Origin of the sequence: Sphingomonas hominis (assembly GCF_013328205.1) — a bacterium.
Lineage (GTDB): Bacteria > Pseudomonadota > Alphaproteobacteria > Sphingomonadales > Sphingomonadaceae > Sphingomonas > Sphingomonas hominis.
Genome location: NZ_JABULH010000003.1, coordinates 327,481 through 347,584 on the forward strand (window position 1 = coordinate 327,481; position 20,104 = coordinate 347,584).

Sequence of the window (20,104 nt, forward strand, 5' to 3'; positions counted from 1 at the left end):
GGCGAACCACCCAATTAGGTGGCGTCGCTCCTTGTTTTGGCTCATTGTTGGCCTTCTATGTCGTTCGATAAGGAGCGGGTCAGCCGATGGAGCAAACGGTTTTTGTTGACCTGCTGCATCAGGTCGTGATCGCTCCAGCAGCAACGGATACGATTGCTAACTTGGCCGCCCCATCCGGTAGGCGGGTATCGGACGAGCGAAAGCGCCGTGCTGCTTGGTTCAACAGCCTTTCGGCGGAAGACCGCGCCAACGTTGAACATGTTGCGCAAGAGGCGGCGAGAGGCGTCGCCTTCGGGATCTTCTGTGTTCTTGATGGCTGTCGGGTCATCGAGGATTACGACCAACGCGGTCACCTTGAACTCCATCACATCTATAAGGGAACGAAGACGCTGCTTTCCTCCAGCGCCGACGACAGTTCGGCTGGAGCCCTGCACGAGCTGCTCTGATCCTCACCCCTCCCTGACCAGGGAGGTGGCAGGGGTGGGTTGCTGTCGCGGGTGAATAACGACAGCCTCGCTTAATGCCGCGCATCGCTCCAGCGACGACCGCCAGAGCCCGCGCGGTCCGCCGCGAGGCCACAGCGGAGAACGTGCCTTGTGGACGCACCTTCGCTACATCCGCCCGCAATTTACGCGGCAACTGCCTGTCGGGCGCTACATGCTCGACTTCGCGTGCCGGTCGCTCAGGATTGCGGTGAAGCTCAACGGCAGCCAGCATCTCGATACCGCCGACTATGATCCGGAACGGACGCGCTACCTTGAGGCGTTGGGTTGGCGAGTGGTGCGGTTCTGGAACAATGCGGTTCGTGAGGATGCGTATGCAGTGTCAACGGCGATCCTGGCGATCGTCGCGGAGCTAGGCGGGCCGACCCACCCCAGCCCCTCCCTGGTCAGGGAGGGGAGTAGGCGCTGTCCTACACGCCAACGCGTGGTGACAAGCGTGTCATGCCTTCCGACACATACAGCCTCCGCGCAGGCGCGCGCATAGGGTGCGACCTTCGCGACCCTTCGCTCGCGATCCACGAAGTGGAAAACACGCGCGTGGACCTCCACTTCCTCCACTTCGCCTCCGATGCCCATTCCGCCGCATCTTTTCGCGCGCGCACAAATAGGCTAAGGGCGCGGCCGAAATCGCCGGTGCGCGTGAGCGTCGGCCATCCAGGAAACATGATGAACCTCCGCAATATCGCGATCATCGCGCACGTCGACCATGGCAAGACGACCCTCGTCGACCAGCTCTTCCGCCAGTCGGGCACCTTCCGCGAGAACCAGCGCATCGAAGAGCGCGCGATGGATTCGAACGACCTGGAAAAGGAGCGCGGGATCACCATTCTCGCCAAGCCGACCTCGGTCGACTGGACGCCCCCGGGCGAGAGCGAGGCGATCCGCATCAACATCGTCGACACGCCCGGCCACGCCGACTTCGGCGGCGAGGTGGAGCGCATCCTGTCGATGGTCGACGGCGTCGTCCTGCTGGTCGATTCGTCGGAAGGCGCGATGCCGCAGACGAAGTTCGTCACCGGCAAGGCGCTGGCGCTGGGCCTGAAGCCGATCGTGGTGGTCAACAAGGTCGACCGCAACGACGCGCGCATCCAGGAAGTGCTGGACGAGGTGTTCGACCTGTTCGTCAGCCTCGACGCCAACGACGAGCAGCTCGATTTCCCTGTGCTCTACGCCTCGGGCCGCAACGGCTATGCCTCGACCGACATGGACGCGCGCGAGGGCACGCTGATCCCGATGTTCGAGACGATCGTGCGCCACGTGCCCGCGCCCAACCTCGAGGTCGAGGACGTGCCGTTCACCTTCCTGGTGACGCTGCTCGACCGTGACAACTTTCTTGGCCGCATCCTGACCGGCCGCGTCAATTCGGGCACGGTGAAGCTCAACCAGCCGATCCACGCGCTCGACAATGACGGCAAGGTGATCGAAACCGGCCGCGCGTCGAAGATCCTGTCGTTCCGCGGGCTCGACCGCGTGCCGGTCGAGGAGGCCAAGGCGGGCGACATCATCAGCCTGGCCGGCCTGACCGTCGCGACCGTCTCGAACACCATCGCCGACCCGCAGGTGACCGAGCCGCTGCACGCGCAGCCGATCGATCCGCCGACGCTGTCGATGCGCTTCGCGGTGAACGACTCGCCGATGGCGGGTCGCGAGGGCAGCAAGGTGACCAGCCGCATGATCCGCGATCGCCTGTTCCGCGAGGCGGAATCGAACGTCGCGGTGAAGGTGACCGAGGCGGCCGATCGCGACAGCTTCGAGGTCGCCGGCCGCGGCGAATTGCAGCTCGGCGTGTTGATCGAGACGATGCGCCGCGAGGGCTTCGAGCTCGGCATCAGCCGCCCGCGCGTGCTGTTCGGCGAGGACGAGGACGGCAAGAAGACCGAGCCGTACGAGACCGTCATCATCGACGTCGACGAGGAACACTCTGGCACGGTCGTCGAGAAGATGAACCTGCGCAAGGCCGAGATGACCGACATGCGCCCGTCGGGCGGCGGCAAGACGCGCATCACCTTCTCCGCGCCGAGCCGCGGCATGATCGGCTATCACGGCGAGTTCCTGTCGGACACGCGCGGCACCGGCATTATGAACCGGCTGTTCGAGAAGTACGGACCGCACAAGGGCAACATCGAAGGCCGCAAGAACGGCGTGCTGATCTCGAACGGTGCGGGCGAAGCGCAGGGCTATGCGCTCGGTCCGCTCGAGGACCGCGGCGTGCTGTTCGTCGGCCACGGCGAGGCGCTGTACGAAGGCATGATCATCGGCGAGAACGCCAAGACGGATGACCTGGAGGTCAATCCGATGAAGGCGAAGCAGCTGACCAACTTCCGCGCGAGCGGCGGCAAGGACGATGCGATCCGTCTGACCCCGCCGAAGAAGATGACGCTGGAGCAGGCGATCGCGTACATCGACGACGACGAGATGGTCGAGGTGACGCCCAAGAACATCCGCCTGCGCAAGCGCTTCCTCGACCCCAACGAGCGCAAGCGCGCGAGCCGCAGCAAGGCCGCCTGAAGCGAGGCCGCAGCGAACGCTGCGGCGAGCGCTCACTCAGGCGACCCAGCCGGCCTCGCCACGAGCGAGGACCGACGACGCGGCTCTGCCGCGGCGCGCACCGGAACGCGATAAAAGCGGCGGCGAAGGACACTCCCTTCGCCGCCGTTTGCGTGTCCTACACGTTCGAACTCACGCTATAGCGGCCCCATGCCCGACCGCCGCTCCCCCTTCGCCCGCCATCGCTGGACCCCGTCGCGCTACCGCGCGCTGCTGCGCACCCGTGGCCCGCGCTCGGTGCGGTTCCGCACTCGCGTGTCGGTGCTGGCGGGCGCGATCGCGATTGGCTTGGTTGCGATTCTGTTCGCCGAAGCTGCCGACTGGGCCGGCGGCTGGTTCAACAATTATGCGAAGCGCTGGCACTGGCTGCCGCTCCTCACCACGCCGCTCGCCTTCGTCGCGCTCGTGTGGGTCACCCGCAGCATCGCGCCACTCGCCCGCGGATCGGGCATCCCGCAGGTGATCGCGGCGAGCGAGGACCCCAACCGTGCCACCGGGTCGCTCATCTCGGTCCGCACCGCCGCGACCAAGATCGTGCTGACCATCGCTGCGGTGCTGTCGGGCGCGTCGGTCGGGCGCGAGGGGCCGACCGTGCAGCTCGCCGCCGCGGTGATGGGGCTGACCCACCGCATCATGCGCGTGCCGCTGCGCACCCCCGTCGTCATCGCGAGCGGCGCGGCGGGCGTGGCGGCGGCGTTCAACACCCCGCTCGCCGGGTTGCTGTTCGCGATCGAGGAACTAGCGAGCGCCTATGAGCAGCGGGTCACGCTGCTGGTGCTGTCCGCGATCGTCATCGCCGGTATGGTCGCGCAGTCGGTGCAGGGCGATTACGTCTATTTCGGGGTGATCGGGGCGAGCATTCCTTTGAGCAGCGCCTTGCTGGTCGTGCCGGTGGCGGGCGTCGTCGGCGGGTTGTCGGGCGGTTCGTTCGCGCGGCTGATGCTGATGCTCGCGACCGGCAGCACGGCGGTGACGCGGTGGAGCAAGGCACATCCGATCGTCTTTGCGGGCCTGTGCGGCGTGGTCGTCGCCGGGCTGGGCGTGGTGACCGGGCTGACCTGGGGTACCGGCTATTCCGCCGCACGCGCGATGATCGTCGGGGTCGATGCGCCCTTGTGGTTCGGTCCCGCCAAGTTCGTCGCCACGCTCGCTACCGCGGTTGCGGGGCTGCCCGGCGGCATCTTCGCGCCGTCGCTGGCGGTGGGTGCGGGCGTCGGCAATCTGTTGCGCGAGGTGTTTCCGGCGAGCCCGACCTCGGCAGTCGTGATCCTGGGCATGGTGGGCTATTTCGCGGGCGTGGTGCGTGCGCCGCTGACCGCCGTCATCATCCTGTCGGAGACGACGGCCAGCCGCGGGCTGATGCTGCCGATGTTCGCCACCGCCTTCATCGCCGACGCGGCGAGCCAATGGGTGTGCCGAGAGAAACTGTACCACGGCCTGTCGCGCGGCTTCGCGATGGGGCCGGAGCCCAAGCCGCAATGAAAAAGGGCGGCGGATTGCGCCGCCGCCCCTCGTCAGGTGAGGCTCAGCGGAATTTCCCGCTGAGCGAGACGCCGATCACGCGGGGTTCGTTGAACACCGCGGCGTTGTAATTCTCGATCACGCCCTTCAGGTTCTTCTCCGCTGTCAGGTTGCGCGCGAACGCCGCGATCTCGTAGCGGCCATCCGGCGTGGTGTAGCCCGCCTTCAGCCCCAGCTCGAAGTTGCCGTTCGCGTAGAATTCGCGCGTCTTGTAGAGCACGAAATTCGTGTAGCCCTGCAGGTTGAAGTCGGTCGCAACGAAGAAATTGCCCTCGTTGCTGAGCGGGATGTCGTACCGCACCGCGGCGTCGATCTGATATTCCGGCGCATTGGGCAGCGGGTTGCCGTCGATCTGCGCCAGCACGGCGGGGCTGCCGAAGATCGTGCGCGTGATCGTCGGATCCTGCACGGTACAGGTGACACGGCCGGCGAGCGCGCAGACCTGCGCGTAGACGTTCTTGTCCTTGATCTCGCTGTGCAGCGCGCTGCCGCCGAGTGAGAAGGTGATGTTGCGGATCGGGCGCCATTCCAGCTCCGCCTCGAAACCGTATGCGTCGGCGTGGTCGGCGTTGAACAGCACGCCGTTGCCGTTGGCGTCGTTGCCGTTCAACTGGATGTCGTTGACGCGGTAGTAGAAGCCGGTCGCGTTGAAGCGCATGTTGCCGAACGGCCGCGTCTTCACACCCGCCTCGTACGAGGTGATCGTCTCGCTGTCGGCGGTGGTGAACGCCGAGCCGAACACCGCCGAGCGGCCCTGGATCGTCGGCCCGCGGAAACCGCGCGCGACGCGGGCGTAGATGCTGGCGGTCGGATCGACCTCGTACAAGGCCGACACGTCCCAGCTCGGCTCCTTGCCCGTCAGCTTGACGTTGCGCGGGGCGGTGGCGGGGAAGTTGACGGTCGCGCCGGTTGTCGCGGGCTTGACCAGGATGGTGCGCTTGTTGTCCTCGGTGTAGCGGCCGCCGGCGGTCAGCGTCAGGCGATCGATCGTGTAGCTCGCCTGGCCGAACACTGCCCATGACGTGTTGGCGTCGTGCAGCCGGACCCAATTGCCCGGATTGTTGGTGTTGCCGTTCGCCGCCACGAACGGCGCGGACAGGAAGAAGCGGCGCTGGTAGAAATCGGTCGTGTCGCGCTGATCGAAGTAGAAGCCACCGAACTGCCACTTGAACGCCGCGCCCGCGTCGCTGGAGGCGAGGCGCAACTCCTGCGTCCACTGATCGAGGTCGCGGATGTTGCCCTGGCTCTGCCCGCAGTCGATGCAGCCGCCGCTCGCGTTCAACGGCAACTGGCGCACGCCGCCGTCGGTGTCGCCGCGGCTGTAGCCCGAGGTGGTCTCGTACGCGGTGATCGAGGTGAGCGTCGCCGGCCCGAAGTCATAGGCCGCGTTCACCGACCCGCCATAGGTCTTGTACGCCTGCGGGTTGTTGTTGCCTTCGTCCAGCGCGATGCGGCCCCGCGGCTCGCGCGCGACGCTGTTCGACCCACGCACCAGCGCGCCGCGGTGGAACACGGTCGAGGTGCCGTCGTAATCGCGCGCGTGACCCGACACGTTGATCGACAGCGCCTCGGTCGGCGTGAACAGCAATTGCAGCCGCACGTCGCGCTCGTTGAACCCGCCGAGCGCGTTCTTGCCGCCGCGCGTGCCGTCGACGCCGGGGCCGGTGAAGGTGTTGTCGATCCAGTCGTCGCGGTGCTGGTAGAGGCCGGACAGGCGGAACGCGATCTTGTCGGCGACGATCGGGCCGCCGATCCCTGCGTCGACGGTGGCGGTGTTGTAGCTGCCGTAGGAAGCGCTGACGCGACCGTCGAAGGTCTGGCCGGGGCGGATCGTGTCGAACTTGATGATGCCGGCGGTCGTGTTGCGCCCGAACAGCGACCCTTGCGGCCCGCGCAGCACCTCTACTTGATTGACGTCGAACACCGGATTCGATTTCAGCACCACGTGTTCGAGCACGACGTCGTCCTGGATGATCGACACCGGCTGCGACGCGCCGAGGTAGAAGTCGATATTGCCCAGGCCGCGAATGTAGAAGCGCGGAAAGATGCGCCCGGTCGTCGTCTCGGCATACAGGCCGGGCACGCGGCCCGCGAGCGACAGAATGTCCTCGCCCGCCGACTGGAAGGTGCGCAGGTCGTCGCCGCCGACCACCGCGACCGAGACGGGCACGCGCTGCAAATTCTCGCTGCGGCGCTCGGCGGTGACGGTGATCTCCTGCAGCCCATCCTCACCCGGTGTGGCGGTCGCCGCGTCAACGGCGGGCGGGGTAGGCGACTGCACCGTCTGCGCCACCGCTGGGGTGGAAAGCGTCAGGAGGCCGGCGGCACCGGCGAGCAGGAGCGACTTGGACGTCACGATGATCTGTTTCCCTTTCGTGTTCACGAGTATCGAGCGCGCAGCACCGGGCCCCTGCGCGAACGAGCGTTCGTGCAGGCATCCATTCGGCGATTCGCGGCTCCCCCCGCTTGAGCCCGCGCCTTGCACGCGATTGTGTCGCCCGTGTGAAATGTGTCGGATGATTGCTCTGGGTTATTGATGAGCTCTGCTCGCCCCTGGTGGCAGGTGCGCGCGTGATTGTCTGACCTCATTGGGGTGAAGAATAGCGACGTTAGATCAGCGGGTTAGCCCGGGGCGATGTCGGTTGACACCTGGCCCGCTTGATGTTGATACGACAGCATGACCAGCCGTTCGTCGCGCAGCATCGCCGTCTCGCCCGAGTGGGACGACTTCATCGCAGCACAGGTCGGATCGGGTGCGTATGCCGACGCGGACGACGTGGTGCGTGCCGGATTGCGCGCGCTGCGTGACGGCAAGGTGGTGCGCCCGGCCCCGGTGGGCTGGCCGGTGGGTGGCGGTGCGTGCGGTGAGCTGGTGCGGCATGGCGACTGGGCGGCGAGCACGCTCGGGCCGATCGACGATTGGTCGCTGGAGTTGCGCGCGACGGTCGCCAACGTCGTCAACTCGCCGGTCGCCAAGGTGCTAATGTGGGGACCGGACCACGTCATGATCTACAACGACGCTTATGCCGAGATCGCGGGGGCGAAGCATCCTGCGGCGTTCGGCGGGCGCGTGGCGGCAGTGTGGCCCGAGATCTGGGACTGGAACCGCGCGGTGCTGGAGGCGGGCTTTCGCGGCGAGCGCCGATCGTACCGCGACCAGCCGCTGACGCTGAAGCGCGGCGGCGTGGCGGAAACGGTCACGTTCGATCTGTTCTACACGCCGGTCTACGAGGCCGACGGGCGGGTCGGCGGCGTGCTGTGCACCTGCGTCGACAACAGCGTGCGCGTCGCGGCCGAGCAGCGCTGCCTAGAAAGCGAGCGCGAGTTGCGCACCATCACCGACGCGATGCCGGTGCTGGTCTCGTTCATCGATCGCGACCACGTGTTCCGCTTCGCCAATCGCTTCTACGTCGACTGGTTCGGGATGACGCCGGACGAGGTGGTCGGCCGTCACATGCGCGATGTCGTGGGTGAGGCGAATTACGCCGAGCGGCTGCCGCTGATCGAGCGCGCGCTGGCGGGCGAGACGATCGCGTCCGACGGGCTGCTGTATCACCGCGACGGCACCGCGCACCGCGCCAATATCCAGTATCTGCCGCGCGTTGCGCACGACGGCAGCGTCAGCGGGTTCCAGGTGCTCGTGTTCGACTTGGAGGATCGCGCGCGCCGCGAGGAGGATCTGGACGCCAGCAACAAGCGGTTTCGCGCCGCGATGGACGCGGTGCACGGCGTGCTGTGGACCAACAGCGCCGACGGGCGGATGCTAGGCGAGCAGCCGGGCTGGACCGCGCTGACCGGGCAGAGCGCGGACGAGTATCTGGGCTACGGTTGGGCGGAGGCGGTTCATCCCGAAGACCGCGCCGGGACGATCGAGCGCTGGAACGACGCGGTCGCGACCAAGACGATGTTCATCCACGAGCACCGCGTGCGGCGGCATTGCGGCATGTGGCGGACGTTCGCGGTGCGCGCGCTGCCGGTCCTGGGCGAGGCGGGCGAGATCACCGAATGGGTCGGCGTTCACACCGACATCTCGCACCAGCGCGCGGCCGAAGCGTCGCTGCGCGAACAGGCGGAAGCGCTGGCGCGCCAAGTCGCGCACCGCGAGCGCGCCGAAGAGCAGTTGCGGCTGTTCAACGAGTCGCTGGAAGCGCGCGTGATCGCCGAGATCGACGAGCGTCGCCAGGCCGAGGCGAAGCTGCACCAGGCGCAGAAGATGGAAACGGTCGGCAAGCTGACCGGCGGCGTCGCGCACGATTTTAACAACCTGCTCCAGGTCGTATCGGGCAACCTGCAGTTGCTCGGCAAGGACGTGGCGGGCAACGACCGTGCCGAGCAGCGCGTGGCGAACGCGATGGCGGGGGTGTCGCGCGGGTCGAAGCTCGCCGCGCAATTGCTCGCCTTCGGGCGGCGGCAGGCGCTGGAGCCCAAGGTGGTCAACGTCACGCGCTTCGTGCGGGGCATGGACGACATGCTGCGCCGCGCGATCGGCGAGGCGATCGAGATCGAGACGATCGTCGGCGGCGGCTTGTGGAACACCTTCATCGATCCGGGTCAGGTCGAGAATGCGCTGCTCAATCTCGCGATCAACGCGCGCGATGCGATGGACGGGCAGGGGCGGCTGACGATCGAGCTCGGCAACGCGCACTTAGACGACGAGTACGCGCGCACCCACGACGAGGTGACACCGGGCCAGTACGTGATGCTGGCGGTGAGCGATACCGGATCGGGCATGACGCCCGAAGTGCTGGACAAGGTCTTCGAGCCGTTCTTCTCGACCAAGGTCGAGGGCAAGGGATCGGGGCTGGGGCTGTCGATGGTCTACGGCTTCGTCAAGCAATCGGGCGGGCACGTGAAGATCTATTCGGAGGTGGGCGAGGGAACAACCGTGCGCCTGTACCTGCCGCGGGCGACCGAGAGCGAGGACGTCGAGGTGCGCGTCGACACCGGACCGATCACCGGCGGGACCGAGACGGTGCTGGTGGTCGAGGACGACGACGAGGTGCGCGCCACCGTGGTCGAGATGCTGAGCGACCTCGGCTACCGCGTGCTGAAGGCGCCCGACGCCGCCTCCGCACTGATCGTGATCGAGAGCGGGGTGCCCATCGACATCCTATTCACCGACGTGGTGATGCCCGGCACACTCAAGAGCCCAGAACTCGCACGCAAGGCCAAGCAGCGGCTGCCCAACCTCGCGGTGCTGTTCACCTCGGGCTATACCGAGAATTCGATCGTCCACGGCGGCAAGCTGGATGCAGGCGTCGAATTGCTGTCCAAGCCGTACACGCGCGAGGCGCTGGCACGGCGGTTCCGCCACGTGCTCGCCAACCAGGGACAGCGCGCGCAGGCGACCGCGGCGCATCCGTCGACGCCGCGCACACAAGCTCCGCGCGTCCAGCCGCCACGCGACCTGACGGGTGCTACCGTGTTGTTGGTCGAGGACGATGCGCTGATCCGTGCCAACACCGCCGAGATGTTGCAGGAAGCAGGTTGCGTCGTGGTCGACGCGGCGAGCGCGGAAGAGGCGATGGCGGCGCTTCACACCGCACCCGTCGACGTGCTGGTCACCGACCTGAACCTGCCGGGTCATTCGGGTGCGGAACTGGCGCAGCGCGCACGCGAGATGCGTGGGTCGATCGGCATCGTGTTCGCGACCGGCGACGGACACCGCGCGGCGGAAGCGGCGGCGATCGGCGACGTGGTGCTGCCGAAACCTTATGCCGCGGCGCGGCTGACGCAGGCGGTGCGTGCCGCGCTCGACGCCAAGGGCGTGTCGCCGTCGACTGCCACCCCGGCCGGCGAGCATGGCGATCCGGCGATCGCGCGGAGCGAGCGGCAGGGCGTTTGACCGCGCGCGCGGCGACGCTGTCCGGCGGTGCGCGCGCGCCGCTAGACAGCAGCGCTGCCAGCAATTAGCGCCGCCCCTTCAACGATTTGAAAGCGTCGATCGCGTGCCACCCGTCGAGCGACATATCGCGATCATCACCCCGCCCACGGTGGGTCACATCAACCCGTTGCAGGTGCTGGCGCGCGAGCTGGTGTCGATCGGCCACCGGGTCACGATGGTGCACGTCGGCGACATGGCACGCTACGTCACCGATCCGCAGGTCGGTTTCGCGTCGGTCGAGGCGGGCGAGGCGGGCGCGCTCGACGCTTATCTGGCGCTGCTCGGCCAGCCGACCGGTGCGCGCGGGTTGACGCGGATGATCCGGGCGACGGCGGCGATGACGGCCACGCTGCTCGACGGCGCGCCCGCGACGCTGGCGCGGATCGGCGCCGACGCGGTGATCGCCGACACCGCAGAACCCGCGGGCGCGGCCATCGCCGAGCGGCTGCGCCTGCCGTTCGTGGCGAGCGTCACCGGGCTGCCGCTGCTGCGCGAGGAGAACGTGCCGCCGCCGTTCCTCGGGTGGCGGTACCGCGCCGATCCGATCGGGCGCAACCGCAACAACGGCGGTTACTCGGTCGCGGACATCTTGATGCGGCCGATCACGCGCGTGCTCGACGAGCGGCGGCGCGCCTGGGGGCTGGGGCGCGAGGCGGCGCCATTGTGCTGGGCGGCGCAATGCCCGCGCGGGTTCGATTACCCGCGTTCGGCGCTGCCGGCGACGTTCGCTTATGGCGGGCCGTGGCGCTACGCGGAAGGAACGGCCGAACCGCTCGATCTGCCCCGCGACTCGCGGCCACTGGTGTTCTGCTCGCTCGGCACCTTGCAGGGATCGCGCCGCGCCTTGTTCCAGGTGATGGCGGCGGCGTGCGCGGCGGTCGGCGCCCGCGCAGTGATCGGGCATGGTGGCGGGTTGACGCCGGCGGAAGAAGCCGCGCTGCCGGGCGATCCGCTGGTGCGTGCGTTCTGGCCGCAGCAGGCGGTGTTGCGGCATTGCGCGGCGGCGGTGCTGCACGGCGGGTTCAACACGGTGCTCGACGCGCTGGCGGCGGGGGTTCCGATCGTCGCGCTGCCGATCGCGTTCGAGCAGCCGGGTACCGCGGCGCGGATCGCCTATGTCGGCGCGGGACGCGTGCTGTCGCCACGTGGGCTGACCAGAACGGTGCTGGCGCAGGCGTTGCGCGGCGTAATGGCGGAGCCGAGCTACCGCGCGGCCGCGCGCCGGATCGGTGACGAGATGGCGGCGAGCGGCGGTGCCGCGCGTGCCGCGGTGCAGGTCAGCGCCGCATTGTCCTGACGCTGGGTAAGCGCCACCACGGCGTGCGCGGGCTCAGGTGATGTTCGTGGTGATAGGTGCCGAAGTGGAAGCAGGTCGCGATCGAGGCGAGCGGCGACAGCGCATTGCCGCGCGCATTGTGGTGGTCGGCGAACGGCGTGTCGTCGTGGCGATGCGGCAGGAAGGTGCCGAAGAAGAACAACTGCCCGAGCGCGAGCAGCGCCGGTACGGCCCAGAATGCGACGATGTTGAGTATCGATGCACCGAGCAGCAGGTAGAGACACGCCGCCAGCGTGATGCGCACGATCTGTCCGTGGGTGTAATAGCCCATGAAGAAGCGCGCGAACCACGCCCGCGGGTCGCGCGGTGCGTCGGGGTGAAAATCGGGGTCGTGCGCGGTACCCGGTGCGTCGTGGTGGGCGTGATGTTTGGGATGGAGCGCATCGTACGACAGCGCGGCATAGGCGCCGAGGCACAAGGTACCGACGATCCGGTTCAGCCGCGGACGGCCAGGCGCGAACGAGCCGTGCATGCAATCGTGCGCGACGATGAACAGCCCGGTGCTGAGCCACGCCTGCACCGCGATCAGCAGCGCGGCGAGCGGGGCGGTGGCGATGCTCCACTGCCAGAAGAAGATGCCGCCGACGTGGATCGCGACCCATGCCGCGCCGATCGCGCCCGCGAGAAGCGCGCTGACCCGCGTGTCGCGGCCGATGCTGCTAGCCGATGCCATGATCCATTCCAACGCTCGGGCGGTGCGCCATGTCCGTGCGCCGCGCAAGTGTTATGCGCAGGCGCCGCCGCGCCAGCCACGGTGCGACCGCCAGCGCCGCGGGGGCCAGCGCCAATCCTGCGAGCACGTCGACGCCGTAATGCCCGCCGAACAGCGGCGTCGCGACGATCGTCACCCCCGCCCACACCGGTGCGACGTAGCGCCAACCGGGCGTGTCGCGCTGCGCCCAGGACAGGATCACGGGCAAGGTCGCGTGATAGCTGGGAAAACTGACGATCCCCATCAATTGCGTCAGGTCGAGCGTGCGCCACGAGCCATCGCGCAACCCGGCGATCATCGCTTGTTCGAGCCAGGCGATCGACGGCCACAGCCGGGTGTATCCGGCGGGGTCGACCACATTGCCCATGGCCGGCATCCACCACGACACGACGATCGTCGCAAACCCCGCCAGGATCGCCGCCGTGACCGCGACGCGCAAACGCTCGAACTGCGCGTAGGCGCTCATCGCGACGATGCAGGTGACCATCTGGAGCGTCAGGCTGTGATAAGCGAGGCCGCCGATCCACAAGGCGACGGACGCGCGATCGGCGGCGGCGAACACCGCGGGCCAGTCGAAGCCGAGCGCGCGGTCTGCGGCGGCGAGCCGCGTGTCCCACAAGGCTCCTGCGCGGGCGGCAAGCGCATAGGCGAGCACGACGCCGATCAGCGTGAACAAGGTCATCTGCAGGAACGCGGTCGCTCCCGCCGCCAGCCGCGGTTGCGCCCGCCGACGCCCGATCACCGCACCGCCGGCGAGCAGGGCCAGCGCGATCGCCGACGGCATCGCACGCCACGCGTCAACGCGGAAGCCGAGCCCCCGAGCGACGAGCAGGCATGCGGCGAACATCGCCGCCAACAGCCACCAGGCCGCGACATCGCTGGTGGGTTCATTGCGTTGATCCATCACGCGCTCCAACGCGGCAGCCGCAGTCGGGTGTCAAGCGCGGGAACGCAGGCGCGATCGATATGCAGTCGACCCCATCACACGTGGCAAGGAAGGGCCGCTATGTTGCTGGGTCATTCGCTGCAGCGCTGGCGCGGTAGTGAGGCGGACGCCGTCCAGCCGCGCAGCTACGTTCACCGACCTGCTCCACGACTGAGCCGCGCGACGCCCGAAGTAGTCGCAGTGCTGTCCAGGTACCGGTTTCCCACCTCAATCGGGTAGCGGCGCGTCGCGGTGAAGCACGCCTTCGTCGCGCAGCGCGGTCCAGAACGCGGGCGGGATCTTCGCTTGGAGCGCGGCGTGATCGGCGAGGAGATGGGTCGGCGAGGCGGTGCCGACGATCAGCGATTGCGCAACGTCGGGCGCGAGGCTGAATTGCAGCGCTGCGGCGACCAGGTCGACGCCGTAATCGCCCGCCACGCGGCGCAGCGTCGCCAACCGCTCGCGCTTGTCGGGGGCGATCAGCGTGTTGCTCGCGCCGTAATTGTAGCGCGGCGCACCCCCTAAGAAGCCGGCGTTGAGCGCGGAGCCCATCACGAACCCGACGCCCTTGTCGCGTGCGGCCGGCAGCACCTGTTCGACCGCATTGGCGTGGTCGACCAGTGAATATTGGCTGGCGAGCAGGTGAATGTCGCTGTCGGCGACCTCCAGGCAGCGCAGAATCGGCTGCGGGCAATTGACCCCCATGCCCCAGGCGTCGATCACACCTTCGTCGCGCAGCCGCGTCAGCGCGGGGAACGCGCCCTTCTCCGCTACCGGCCAAAGCGTTTTCCAATCGTCGGGCAGGTAATCGTTATCGGGCGACAGATCGTGCACGAACACGATGTCGAGCCGGTCGAGGCCCATGCGCTGCAAACTGTCCTCGATCGAGCGCAGCACGCCGTCGGCCGAATAATCAAAATACGGCGTGTTGGGCGACGTGCCGAAGGGAAAATACTTCTTCGACTGGTTGTCGCGGCTGGCGCGCAGCAGCTTGCCGACCTTGGACGAGATAACGAACTCAGCCCGCGGCTTGCGCGCCAGGAATCGCCCGAAGCGCCGCTCGGCGAGCCCCAGCCCGTACCACGGCGACACGTCGAAGTAGCGGACACCCGCGTCCCACGCCGCCGACAGCGTCGCCTCCGCCTGTTCGTCGGTCGCGAACTGGAATTCGTTGCCGATCGCCACGCCGCCGAGGCCGAAGTGGTGAGGGAGGCGATAACGGGGTGCGGCCATGTGGATGCCTTTCTGACAACAGACCTTTCATAACCCGGTGCGCGGTCAGTGTTTCCTACTCTCGCCCCGATGCGGCCCTTTTCACCGTCATCGTCGTTGTGCCGTGATAGGTGCGGTGCGAAGGTGGATGGATGACGGTGATCGGAACGCGGGTCGATGAAACGGGTACGCTGATCCGCGACGGCGGGGCGTTCTTCCTGCGCCGCGATGCCGGTGGGCGGTATCAACTCGAACTGCAGCGCACCCCGGTCGACCTGGTCGAGAAGCGTGTTCGGTTGATCGGCGTGCTGGTGGCGCCCGATCTGGTCAGCGCGGACGGGGTCGCGGCGGCATAGACCCGGCGGCACGGCTGTTCCTGCGGCTCCCGGCGCGATCGGTCGCGCGATCGGCGGGGTGGGTCGACTGTGATCAGGGTGGAGGACGCGCCGCCGCGCCTTATATCGCCGCCGAACCACCAAGGAGCCTCACGCATGACCGCCTATGATCCGAAACTCGGCCTCTACATCGCGGGCGAATGGGTGACGGGCGGCGCGCGCGACGCGCACGACGTGCTCAATCCCGCGACGGGCGAGGCGCAGGGCGCGCTGCCGCTCGCCAACGCCGATGACCTCGACCGTGCGCTGGAGGCGGCGGATCGCGGGTTCAAGGCGTGGCGCAAGACCGATCCGGCCGAGCGCGCGCAGGTGCTGATCCGCACCGCCGCGCTGCTGCGCGAGCGCGCCGAACATCTGGCGCGGATCGCGACGATGGAGCAGGGCAAGCCGCTGGTCGAGGCAAAGGGCGAGGCGATGTTCGCCGCCGCGCTGCTAGAGTTTCACGCCGGCGAAGCGCAGCGCATCTACGGCCGCGTGCTGCCGCGCCCGGCAGGCACGCGCAGCCTGGTGCTGCAACAGCCGATCGGTCCGGTGGCGGCGTTCTGCGCCTGGAACTTCCCGATCATGAACGTGGTCAGGAAGCTCGGCCCGGCGATCGCGGCGGGCTGCTCGATCATCATCAAGCCGAGCGAGGAGACGGCGGGTTCGGCGGTCGAGGTGCTGCGCTGTTTCCAGGATGCGGGGCTGCCCGGCGACGTCGCGCAATGTGTGTTCGGCGTGCCCGATCAGGTGTCGCGCCACCTGCTCGCTTCACCCATCACGCGCAAGCTGAGCTTCACCGGGTCGGTGCCGGTCGGCAAGCATCTGGCGAAGCTCGCCGCCGAGACGATGATGAAGACGACGATGGAGCTTGGCGGTCACGGCCCGGTGCTGGTGTTCGACGATTGCGACCTCGACAAGACGCTCGACACATTGGTCGCGCACAAGTTCAGGAATGCGGGCCAGGTGTGCATCGCGCCGACGCGCTTCCACGTGCAGGCGGGCATCTACGACCGGTTCGCCGAAGGCTTCGCCGAGCGAACCAAGCGGCTGAAGGTCGGCAGCGGGCTTGAGAAGGACACGCAGATGGGGCCGATGGCGAACGCGCGCCGACCCTCCGCGATCGAGGAGATGGTGGAGGATGCGCGCAGCGTCGGCGCGCGCGTGCTGGCGGGGGGCACGCGTGGGGAGGGCGACGGCTTCTTCTTCACGCCGACCGTGCTCGCCGACGTGCCGCTGGAAGCGCGCGCGATGAACGACGAGCCGTTCGGTCCGCTCGCGCTGCTGACCCCGTTCGAGACGGTGGAGGACGCGATCCATCAGGCCAACCGGCTGCCCTACGGGCTGGCGGCCTACTGCTTTACCGAGAACGGACGCCGGCAGAACCTGCTGGGCGACGAGATCGAGGCCGGGATGGTCGCGATCAACAACGTGCGCTTGAGCTGGCCCGACAGCCCGTTCGGCGGGGTCAAGGATAGCGGCTTCGGATCGGAGGACGGACCCGAAGGCGTCGCCGCGCACATGGTGACCAAAACCGTTCACATGATGTGACAACGGGCATGCCGGCTAAACGTCACGTGAATACCGCATTCCGCGTTCGTTCAGCGTGACTTAGCTAGGTCGTGCAACACGCTCGCATCAACTGCGTTCAACCAATCGTGCGAACCGAGCGTAACTCTGTAAGGAGGTTCGAGATGAGTGGTTTTCTGACCAAGGCGGGAATGGGCATCGCGCTCGCCGCCACCGCCATCACTGCCGCGGCACCCGCCGACGCGCAGCGCTGGGGTGGGTATCGCGGCTATCGTGGGCACCGCGGTGGTGACACGGCGGCGGCGGCGATCCTGGGCGGCGTGGTCGGTCTGGGTGTCGGCGCGGCGATCGCGTCGAGCAACCGCAATCGCTATTACGACCGCGGCTATTATTACGATCGTGGCTATGCGCCGCGCTATCGTTACCAGCCACGCGGCTATTACCGCGACTATTATGCGCCGCCGCCCCCGCCGCGCGTGATCTATCGCGGCGGTTACTACGGCGACCCGTATTACGGTGGCGGCGGCTATTACGGTCCGCGCGGCTACGGCTGGTAAGCGGTCAGTTTGGTTGAACAAGGCGGTGCGGCGGGGACACCTGCCGCGCCGCTTTTTTGTGGCACGCGGGCGCCGGGCGGGTTAGGCGCGCGCGATGACCGATACGCCCCCCGACCATCTCTCGATCGATCCCCGCAGCCCGCATTTCGACCGCGACGCGCTGGAGCGCGGCGTGGGCATCCGCTTCAAGGGCGTGGAGCGGACCGATGTCGAGGAATATAGCCTGTCGGAGGGCTGGATCCGCGTGGCGCTGGGCAAGAAGGTCGACCGCCACGGTCGTCCGCTGACGATCAAGCTGATCGGGCCGGTCGAGGCGTGGTTCCAGGGCGGCAACGCCGACGAGGGTGAAGGCGAGCCGGAACAGTCGAGCGCCGACGACTGACCATCGGCGTCACGGTCGCGCTCGACCTAATCGGGCGTGATCAGCCGATCGAGCAGCGCAACGAGTGGTGGAGCATTGCCGCCGTTACCCAGTGCTGCGCGCAATTAGGTGTGAGGGCAGCGATCCGACGCGGTATCTGACCGTGAAGCGGTGGTGCACGCTCGTCGCGCTCGGCCACCCGGCTGTGCCAGAACGCAGGATCGTCGAGCAGCCGATCGATCTGTTCGCCGTCCTCTACCGACAGGACGCGCGTGACGTGTGGCATGTCGCTCGGTGTCGCGCCGTCGACCCAGATCTTCGACCGCCCTACCGCATCGACCGCCCAGCGTCCGTCGGGTCGATGCGTGGCGATGATGCTGATCCGGCTCGTCGCCAAATGTCCGCCTTCGGCGTAGATGGTGATGTGCTCCGGGTCGGTCGGCGTCGCGACGCCGAGTTCCGCGCGCAGCGCCCGGTGTGCGTTGTCATCCGCCAGGAACGTGCCCGCAGGCGCCTCCGCGATGTTCGCGCATACCGCCGCGCCCGGCCCCGCCAGGGCGAGCAGGACTGCGCCTGCGATCAATGGACGAACCGCGCCACCACGTCGCGGTAGGAACGCGACACTTTCACGCTGGAGCCTGAGTCGAGCACCAGGAAACACTCGCCATTGGTGTGCGGCTTGACCTGTTTGACGAGGTCGAGGTTGACGATCGTCGAGCGATGGATGCGTTGGAACCGGCGCGGGTCGAGGCGCTTTTCGAGGTCCTTCATCGTTTCGCGCAGGATCAGCGTGTTGGCCGCGGTCTTGATCACCATGTAATCGCCCGCCGCCTCGATCAGCTCGATCGTGTCGACGTCGACGCGGAAAATCTGCCCCTGATCCTTGACGTTGATCATCTTCTCGTAGCGGTTGGCCGCGACCTGATCACCGCCACCATCGCTCTCCGCCGCGATCTCGGCCGCGGCCTCGGGCGCGTGCTCGGCGAGTGCTTCCTTGAGCTTGGTCGCTTCCTCGCGGCTGCCGCGTTCTGACAAACGCTGGCGCACGCGGTCGAGCGTTTCGGCCAGGCGCGCTTCCTCGACCGGCTTCATCAGGTAATCGGTCGCCTGCGCCTCGAACGCGCGGATCGCGTGGTCGGAATACGCGGTCACGAACACGAACAGCGGCGGCTCAACGTCCATCAAACCCTGCACGACCGAGAAGCCGTCGAACCCCGGCATCTGGATGTCGAGAAAGACGAGGTCGGGCTTGTGCGTCTTGATTGCGCTGATCGCCTCGCGGCCGTTCTGGCACTTGGCGATGATCTCCACGTCGTCGTGGACGGCGAGCCGCAGTTCGAGCCCCTGGATCGCGAGCGGCTCGTCATCGACGAGAATGGTCCTGATCGTCATCTACTCTACACACTCCATTGCGCGTCTGGGCGGCGCGCTACAGCCCGCTACGCGCGGGCTCGTCGAGCTGGAACGGGATCTCGACCTCTACGCCGAACCCTCCCGCCGGCATCGCGCGTACCGCGAAGCGATGGTCGCCCGGATACGCCTGCGCCAATCGCTCCCTGATATTGGCGATGCCGACACCGGTTGAAAGGCTCGGCCGGTTTTTGTTCGGCATCAATCCCGGCCCGGTGTCGGATACGCCGAGCAGCACGCGTTCCCCGACGAGCCGCGCGCTGACCGCGATCTCGGCGCCGTCCTCCTGCGGGGTGACGGCGTATTTGATCGCATTCTCGACCAACGGTTGCAGCAGCAGCGAGGGCAGGCGCGCCTTCTCCACCGCCGGGTCGATCTCGAACTTGGGGCGCAGCCGGTCCTCAAAGCGCATCTTCTCGATCTCGAGGTAGAGTTTCAGCGTCTCGACCTCTTGCGCGACCGTCACGTGCGCGGTGGGTTCGTTGGCAAGCGTGTAGCGCAGGAACGATGACAGTCGCGACAGCATCGCATTGGCGCGCTCGGTCTGCTTGAGCAGCACCAAAGTCGAGATCGAGTTGAGCGTGTTGAATAGGAAATGCGGGTTGAGCTGATAGCGCAGCATCGCGAGCTGCGCCGACGATGCCTGGATCTCCAGATGCTCCATCTGGTCGATCTGCTCTTCGACCAGCAGGTAGAAGTTGATGCCGAAATAGAGCGCGGACCAGCCCGCGAGCACGGTGAAGTTCAAGAACAATGTGCCGAGCAGCAGCGACAGGTCAACGCCGGGCGCCGACAGCTTGATAAAGCTGAACGAGAAGGCGTCGAGCGTCGCGTAGAGGAACGTGCCCGCGCCCAATGTGAAGATCGACAACAGGATGCCAGTCACGCGCGGCAGGCGGCGGTAATAGCCGTAGAGCACCGACAGCAGCAGCGTGATGCAATAACCGACGATCGATTCGACGATCACCGGCACGATCTGCTGCAGCGTGAAGCTGGTCGACAGCGACGAGACCGAACGCAGCACGAGGTAGCCGGTCCAGCCCGCCGCCTGCAATTTCCAGAACGCGGCCGACTTGTCCTCGAAGAACGGCCGGATCGACAGCGGTCGGTTGACGGAGGACGCAGGCGAGGGTGCGGTCGCCGCATTGGCACCGGGCAGCGCGTGGTCGAGCGAAGCGGAGTGGGTCGCCATCGCAGCCCGCTTACACCGCGGACGAGCGGTGCGCAAAAAA

The 20,104-nt window shown here is 67.4% G+C and carries 17 protein-coding genes; 10 read left to right on the top strand and 7 right to left on the bottom strand.

Annotated elements, in window-relative coordinates; translation table 11 throughout:
• The first annotated feature begins 86 nt into the window (after positions 1-86).
• The 4 genes from HRV97_RS09890 (at position 87) to HRV97_RS09905 (ending at position 4,532) form a co-directional block, all read left to right on the top strand.
• A complete protein-coding gene (locus HRV97_RS09890) occupies positions 87-446 on the top strand; it encodes a hypothetical protein (protein WP_174194084.1) in 360 nt (119 codons plus the stop codon).
• Between the two features lie 148 nt (positions 447-594).
• Positions 595-987, top strand: a complete 393-nt coding sequence (locus HRV97_RS09895; protein WP_246248643.1) for a DUF559 domain-containing protein — start codon at positions 595-597, stop codon at positions 985-987.
• A gap of 182 nt (positions 988-1,169) precedes the next feature.
• Positions 1,170-3,011 (top strand): translational GTPase TypA, encoded by a 1,842-nt coding sequence (gene typA / locus HRV97_RS09900; RefSeq protein WP_174194085.1) that lies wholly within the window; start codon positions 1,170-1,172, stop codon positions 3,009-3,011.
• A 189-nt stretch (positions 3,012-3,200) separates the two neighbouring features.
• A complete protein-coding gene (locus tag HRV97_RS09905) occupies positions 3,201-4,532 on the top strand; it encodes a chloride channel protein (protein ID WP_174194086.1) in 1,332 nt (443 codons plus the stop codon).
• A 43-nt stretch (positions 4,533-4,575) separates the two neighbouring features.
• Here HRV97_RS09905 and HRV97_RS09910 read toward each other — a convergent pair whose 3' ends face one another.
• Positions 4,576-6,927 (bottom strand): TonB-dependent receptor, encoded by a 2,352-nt coding sequence (locus HRV97_RS09910; protein WP_425505757.1) that lies wholly within the window; start codon positions 6,925-6,927, stop codon positions 4,576-4,578.
• A gap of 321 nt (positions 6,928-7,248) precedes the next feature.
• Between HRV97_RS09910 and HRV97_RS09915 the strand changes: the two genes are divergently transcribed.
• Both HRV97_RS09915 and HRV97_RS09920 read left to right on the top strand, forming a co-directional pair.
• Positions 7,249-10,416 carry a response regulator gene (locus tag HRV97_RS09915; RefSeq protein WP_174194088.1) on the top strand — a complete coding sequence of 1,056 codons (3,168 nt, stop codon included), beginning with the start codon at positions 7,249-7,251 and terminating at the stop codon, positions 10,414-10,416.
• A 103-nt stretch (positions 10,417-10,519) separates the two neighbouring features.
• Positions 10,520-11,752, top strand: a complete 1,233-nt coding sequence (locus HRV97_RS09920) for a glycosyltransferase (protein WP_343044480.1) — start codon at positions 10,520-10,522, stop codon at positions 11,750-11,752.
• Here HRV97_RS09920 and HRV97_RS09925 read toward each other — a convergent pair.
• From HRV97_RS09925 to HRV97_RS09935, 3 genes are all read right to left on the bottom strand, one after another.
• Positions 11,733-12,464, bottom strand: coding sequence for a fatty acid desaturase (locus HRV97_RS09925; RefSeq protein ID WP_174194090.1), 732 nt, complete (start codon positions 12,462-12,464; stop codon positions 11,733-11,735). The genes HRV97_RS09920 and HRV97_RS09925 overlap by 20 nt on opposite strands.
• Positions 12,451-13,407 (bottom strand): phosphatase PAP2 family protein, encoded by a 957-nt coding sequence (locus tag HRV97_RS09930; RefSeq protein WP_174194091.1) that lies wholly within the window; start codon positions 13,405-13,407, stop codon positions 12,451-12,453. Before HRV97_RS09930 ends, HRV97_RS09925 begins: the two co-directional genes overlap by 14 nt.
• A 249-nt stretch (positions 13,408-13,656) precedes the next feature.
• Positions 13,657-14,661, bottom strand: a complete 1,005-nt coding sequence (locus tag HRV97_RS09935) for an aldo/keto reductase (protein ID WP_174194092.1) — start codon at positions 14,659-14,661, stop codon at positions 13,657-13,659.
• A 131-nt stretch (positions 14,662-14,792) separates the two neighbouring features.
• Between HRV97_RS09935 and HRV97_RS09940 the strand changes: the two genes are divergently transcribed.
• The 4 genes from HRV97_RS09940 (at position 14,793) to HRV97_RS09955 (ending at position 17,483) form a co-directional block, all read left to right on the top strand.
• The gene (locus tag HRV97_RS09940) at positions 14,793-14,996 is read left to right on the top strand and encodes a DUF5818 domain-containing protein (protein WP_174194093.1); all 204 of its coding nucleotides are present in this window, start codon (positions 14,793-14,795) and stop codon (positions 14,994-14,996) included.
• A gap of 135 nt (positions 14,997-15,131) precedes the next feature.
• Positions 15,132-16,565 (top strand): NAD-dependent succinate-semialdehyde dehydrogenase, encoded by a 1,434-nt coding sequence (locus HRV97_RS09945; protein WP_174194094.1) that lies wholly within the window; start codon positions 15,132-15,134, stop codon positions 16,563-16,565.
• A gap of 143 nt (positions 16,566-16,708) precedes the next feature.
• Positions 16,709-17,101, top strand: coding sequence for a hypothetical protein (locus tag HRV97_RS09950; protein ID WP_174194095.1), 393 nt, complete (start codon positions 16,709-16,711; stop codon positions 17,099-17,101).
• 94 nt (positions 17,102-17,195) lie between these two features.
• On the top strand, positions 17,196-17,483 hold the full coding sequence (locus HRV97_RS09955; RefSeq protein ID WP_174194096.1) for a DUF3297 family protein: 288 nt from the start codon (positions 17,196-17,198) through the stop codon (positions 17,481-17,483).
• A 40-nt stretch (positions 17,484-17,523) separates the two neighbouring features.
• Here the strand turns inward: HRV97_RS09955 and HRV97_RS09960 are convergent, their stop codons facing one another.
• The 3 genes from HRV97_RS09960 to HRV97_RS09970 are packed head-to-tail and all read right to left on the bottom strand — an operon-like array spanning position 17,524 to position 20,064.
• A complete protein-coding gene (locus tag HRV97_RS09960; RefSeq protein ID WP_174194097.1) occupies positions 17,524-18,045 on the bottom strand; it encodes a hypothetical protein in 522 nt (173 codons plus the stop codon).
• Complete coding sequence (locus HRV97_RS09965) at positions 18,042-18,854, bottom strand: LytR/AlgR family response regulator transcription factor (protein ID WP_174194098.1); 813 nt, start codon at positions 18,852-18,854, stop codon at positions 18,042-18,044. Before HRV97_RS09965 ends, HRV97_RS09960 begins: the two co-directional genes overlap by 4 nt.
• 37 nt (positions 18,855-18,891) lie before the next feature.
• On the bottom strand, positions 18,892-20,064 hold the full coding sequence (locus HRV97_RS09970) for a sensor histidine kinase (RefSeq protein WP_246248644.1): 1,173 nt from the start codon (positions 20,062-20,064) through the stop codon (positions 18,892-18,894).
• Between the last annotated feature and the right edge of the window lie 40 nt (positions 20,065-20,104).

What these genes read in the sequence shown, in the direction of transcription:
- HRV97_RS09890 (WP_174194084.1), top strand. Translation starts at nt 87, where the DNA reads ATGGAGCAAACGGTTTTTGTTGACCTGCTGCATCAGGTCGTGATCGCT.
- typA (WP_174194085.1), top strand. Translation starts at nt 1,170, where the DNA reads ATGAACCTCCGCAATATCGCGATCATCGCGCACGTCGACCATGGCAAG.
- HRV97_RS09905 (WP_174194086.1), top strand. Translation starts at nt 3,201, where the DNA reads ATGCCCGACCGCCGCTCCCCCTTCGCCCGCCATCGCTGGACCCCGTCG.
- HRV97_RS09915 (WP_174194088.1), top strand. Translation starts at nt 7,249, where the DNA reads ATGACCAGCCGTTCGTCGCGCAGCATCGCCGTCTCGCCCGAGTGGGAC.
- HRV97_RS09925 (WP_174194090.1), bottom strand. Translation starts at nt 12,464, where the DNA reads ATGGCATCGGCTAGCAGCATCGGCCGCGACACGCGGGTCAGCGCGCTT.
- HRV97_RS09930 (WP_174194091.1), bottom strand. Translation starts at nt 13,407, where the DNA reads ATGGATCAACGCAATGAACCCACCAGCGATGTCGCGGCCTGGTGGCTG.
- HRV97_RS09935 (WP_174194092.1), bottom strand. Translation starts at nt 14,661, where the DNA reads ATGGCCGCACCCCGTTATCGCCTCCCTCACCACTTCGGCCTCGGCGGC.
- HRV97_RS09940 (WP_174194093.1), top strand. Translation starts at nt 14,793, where the DNA reads ATGACGGTGATCGGAACGCGGGTCGATGAAACGGGTACGCTGATCCGC.
- HRV97_RS09945 (WP_174194094.1), top strand. Translation starts at nt 15,132, where the DNA reads ATGACCGCCTATGATCCGAAACTCGGCCTCTACATCGCGGGCGAATGG.
- HRV97_RS09950 (WP_174194095.1), top strand. Translation starts at nt 16,709, where the DNA reads ATGAGTGGTTTTCTGACCAAGGCGGGAATGGGCATCGCGCTCGCCGCC.
- HRV97_RS09955 (WP_174194096.1), top strand. Translation starts at nt 17,196, where the DNA reads ATGACCGATACGCCCCCCGACCATCTCTCGATCGATCCCCGCAGCCCG.
- HRV97_RS09965 (WP_174194098.1), bottom strand. Translation starts at nt 18,854, where the DNA reads ATGACGATCAGGACCATTCTCGTCGATGACGAGCCGCTCGCGATCCAG.
- HRV97_RS09970 (WP_246248644.1), bottom strand. Translation starts at nt 20,064, where the DNA reads ATGGCGACCCACTCCGCTTCGCTCGACCACGCGCTGCCCGGTGCCAAT.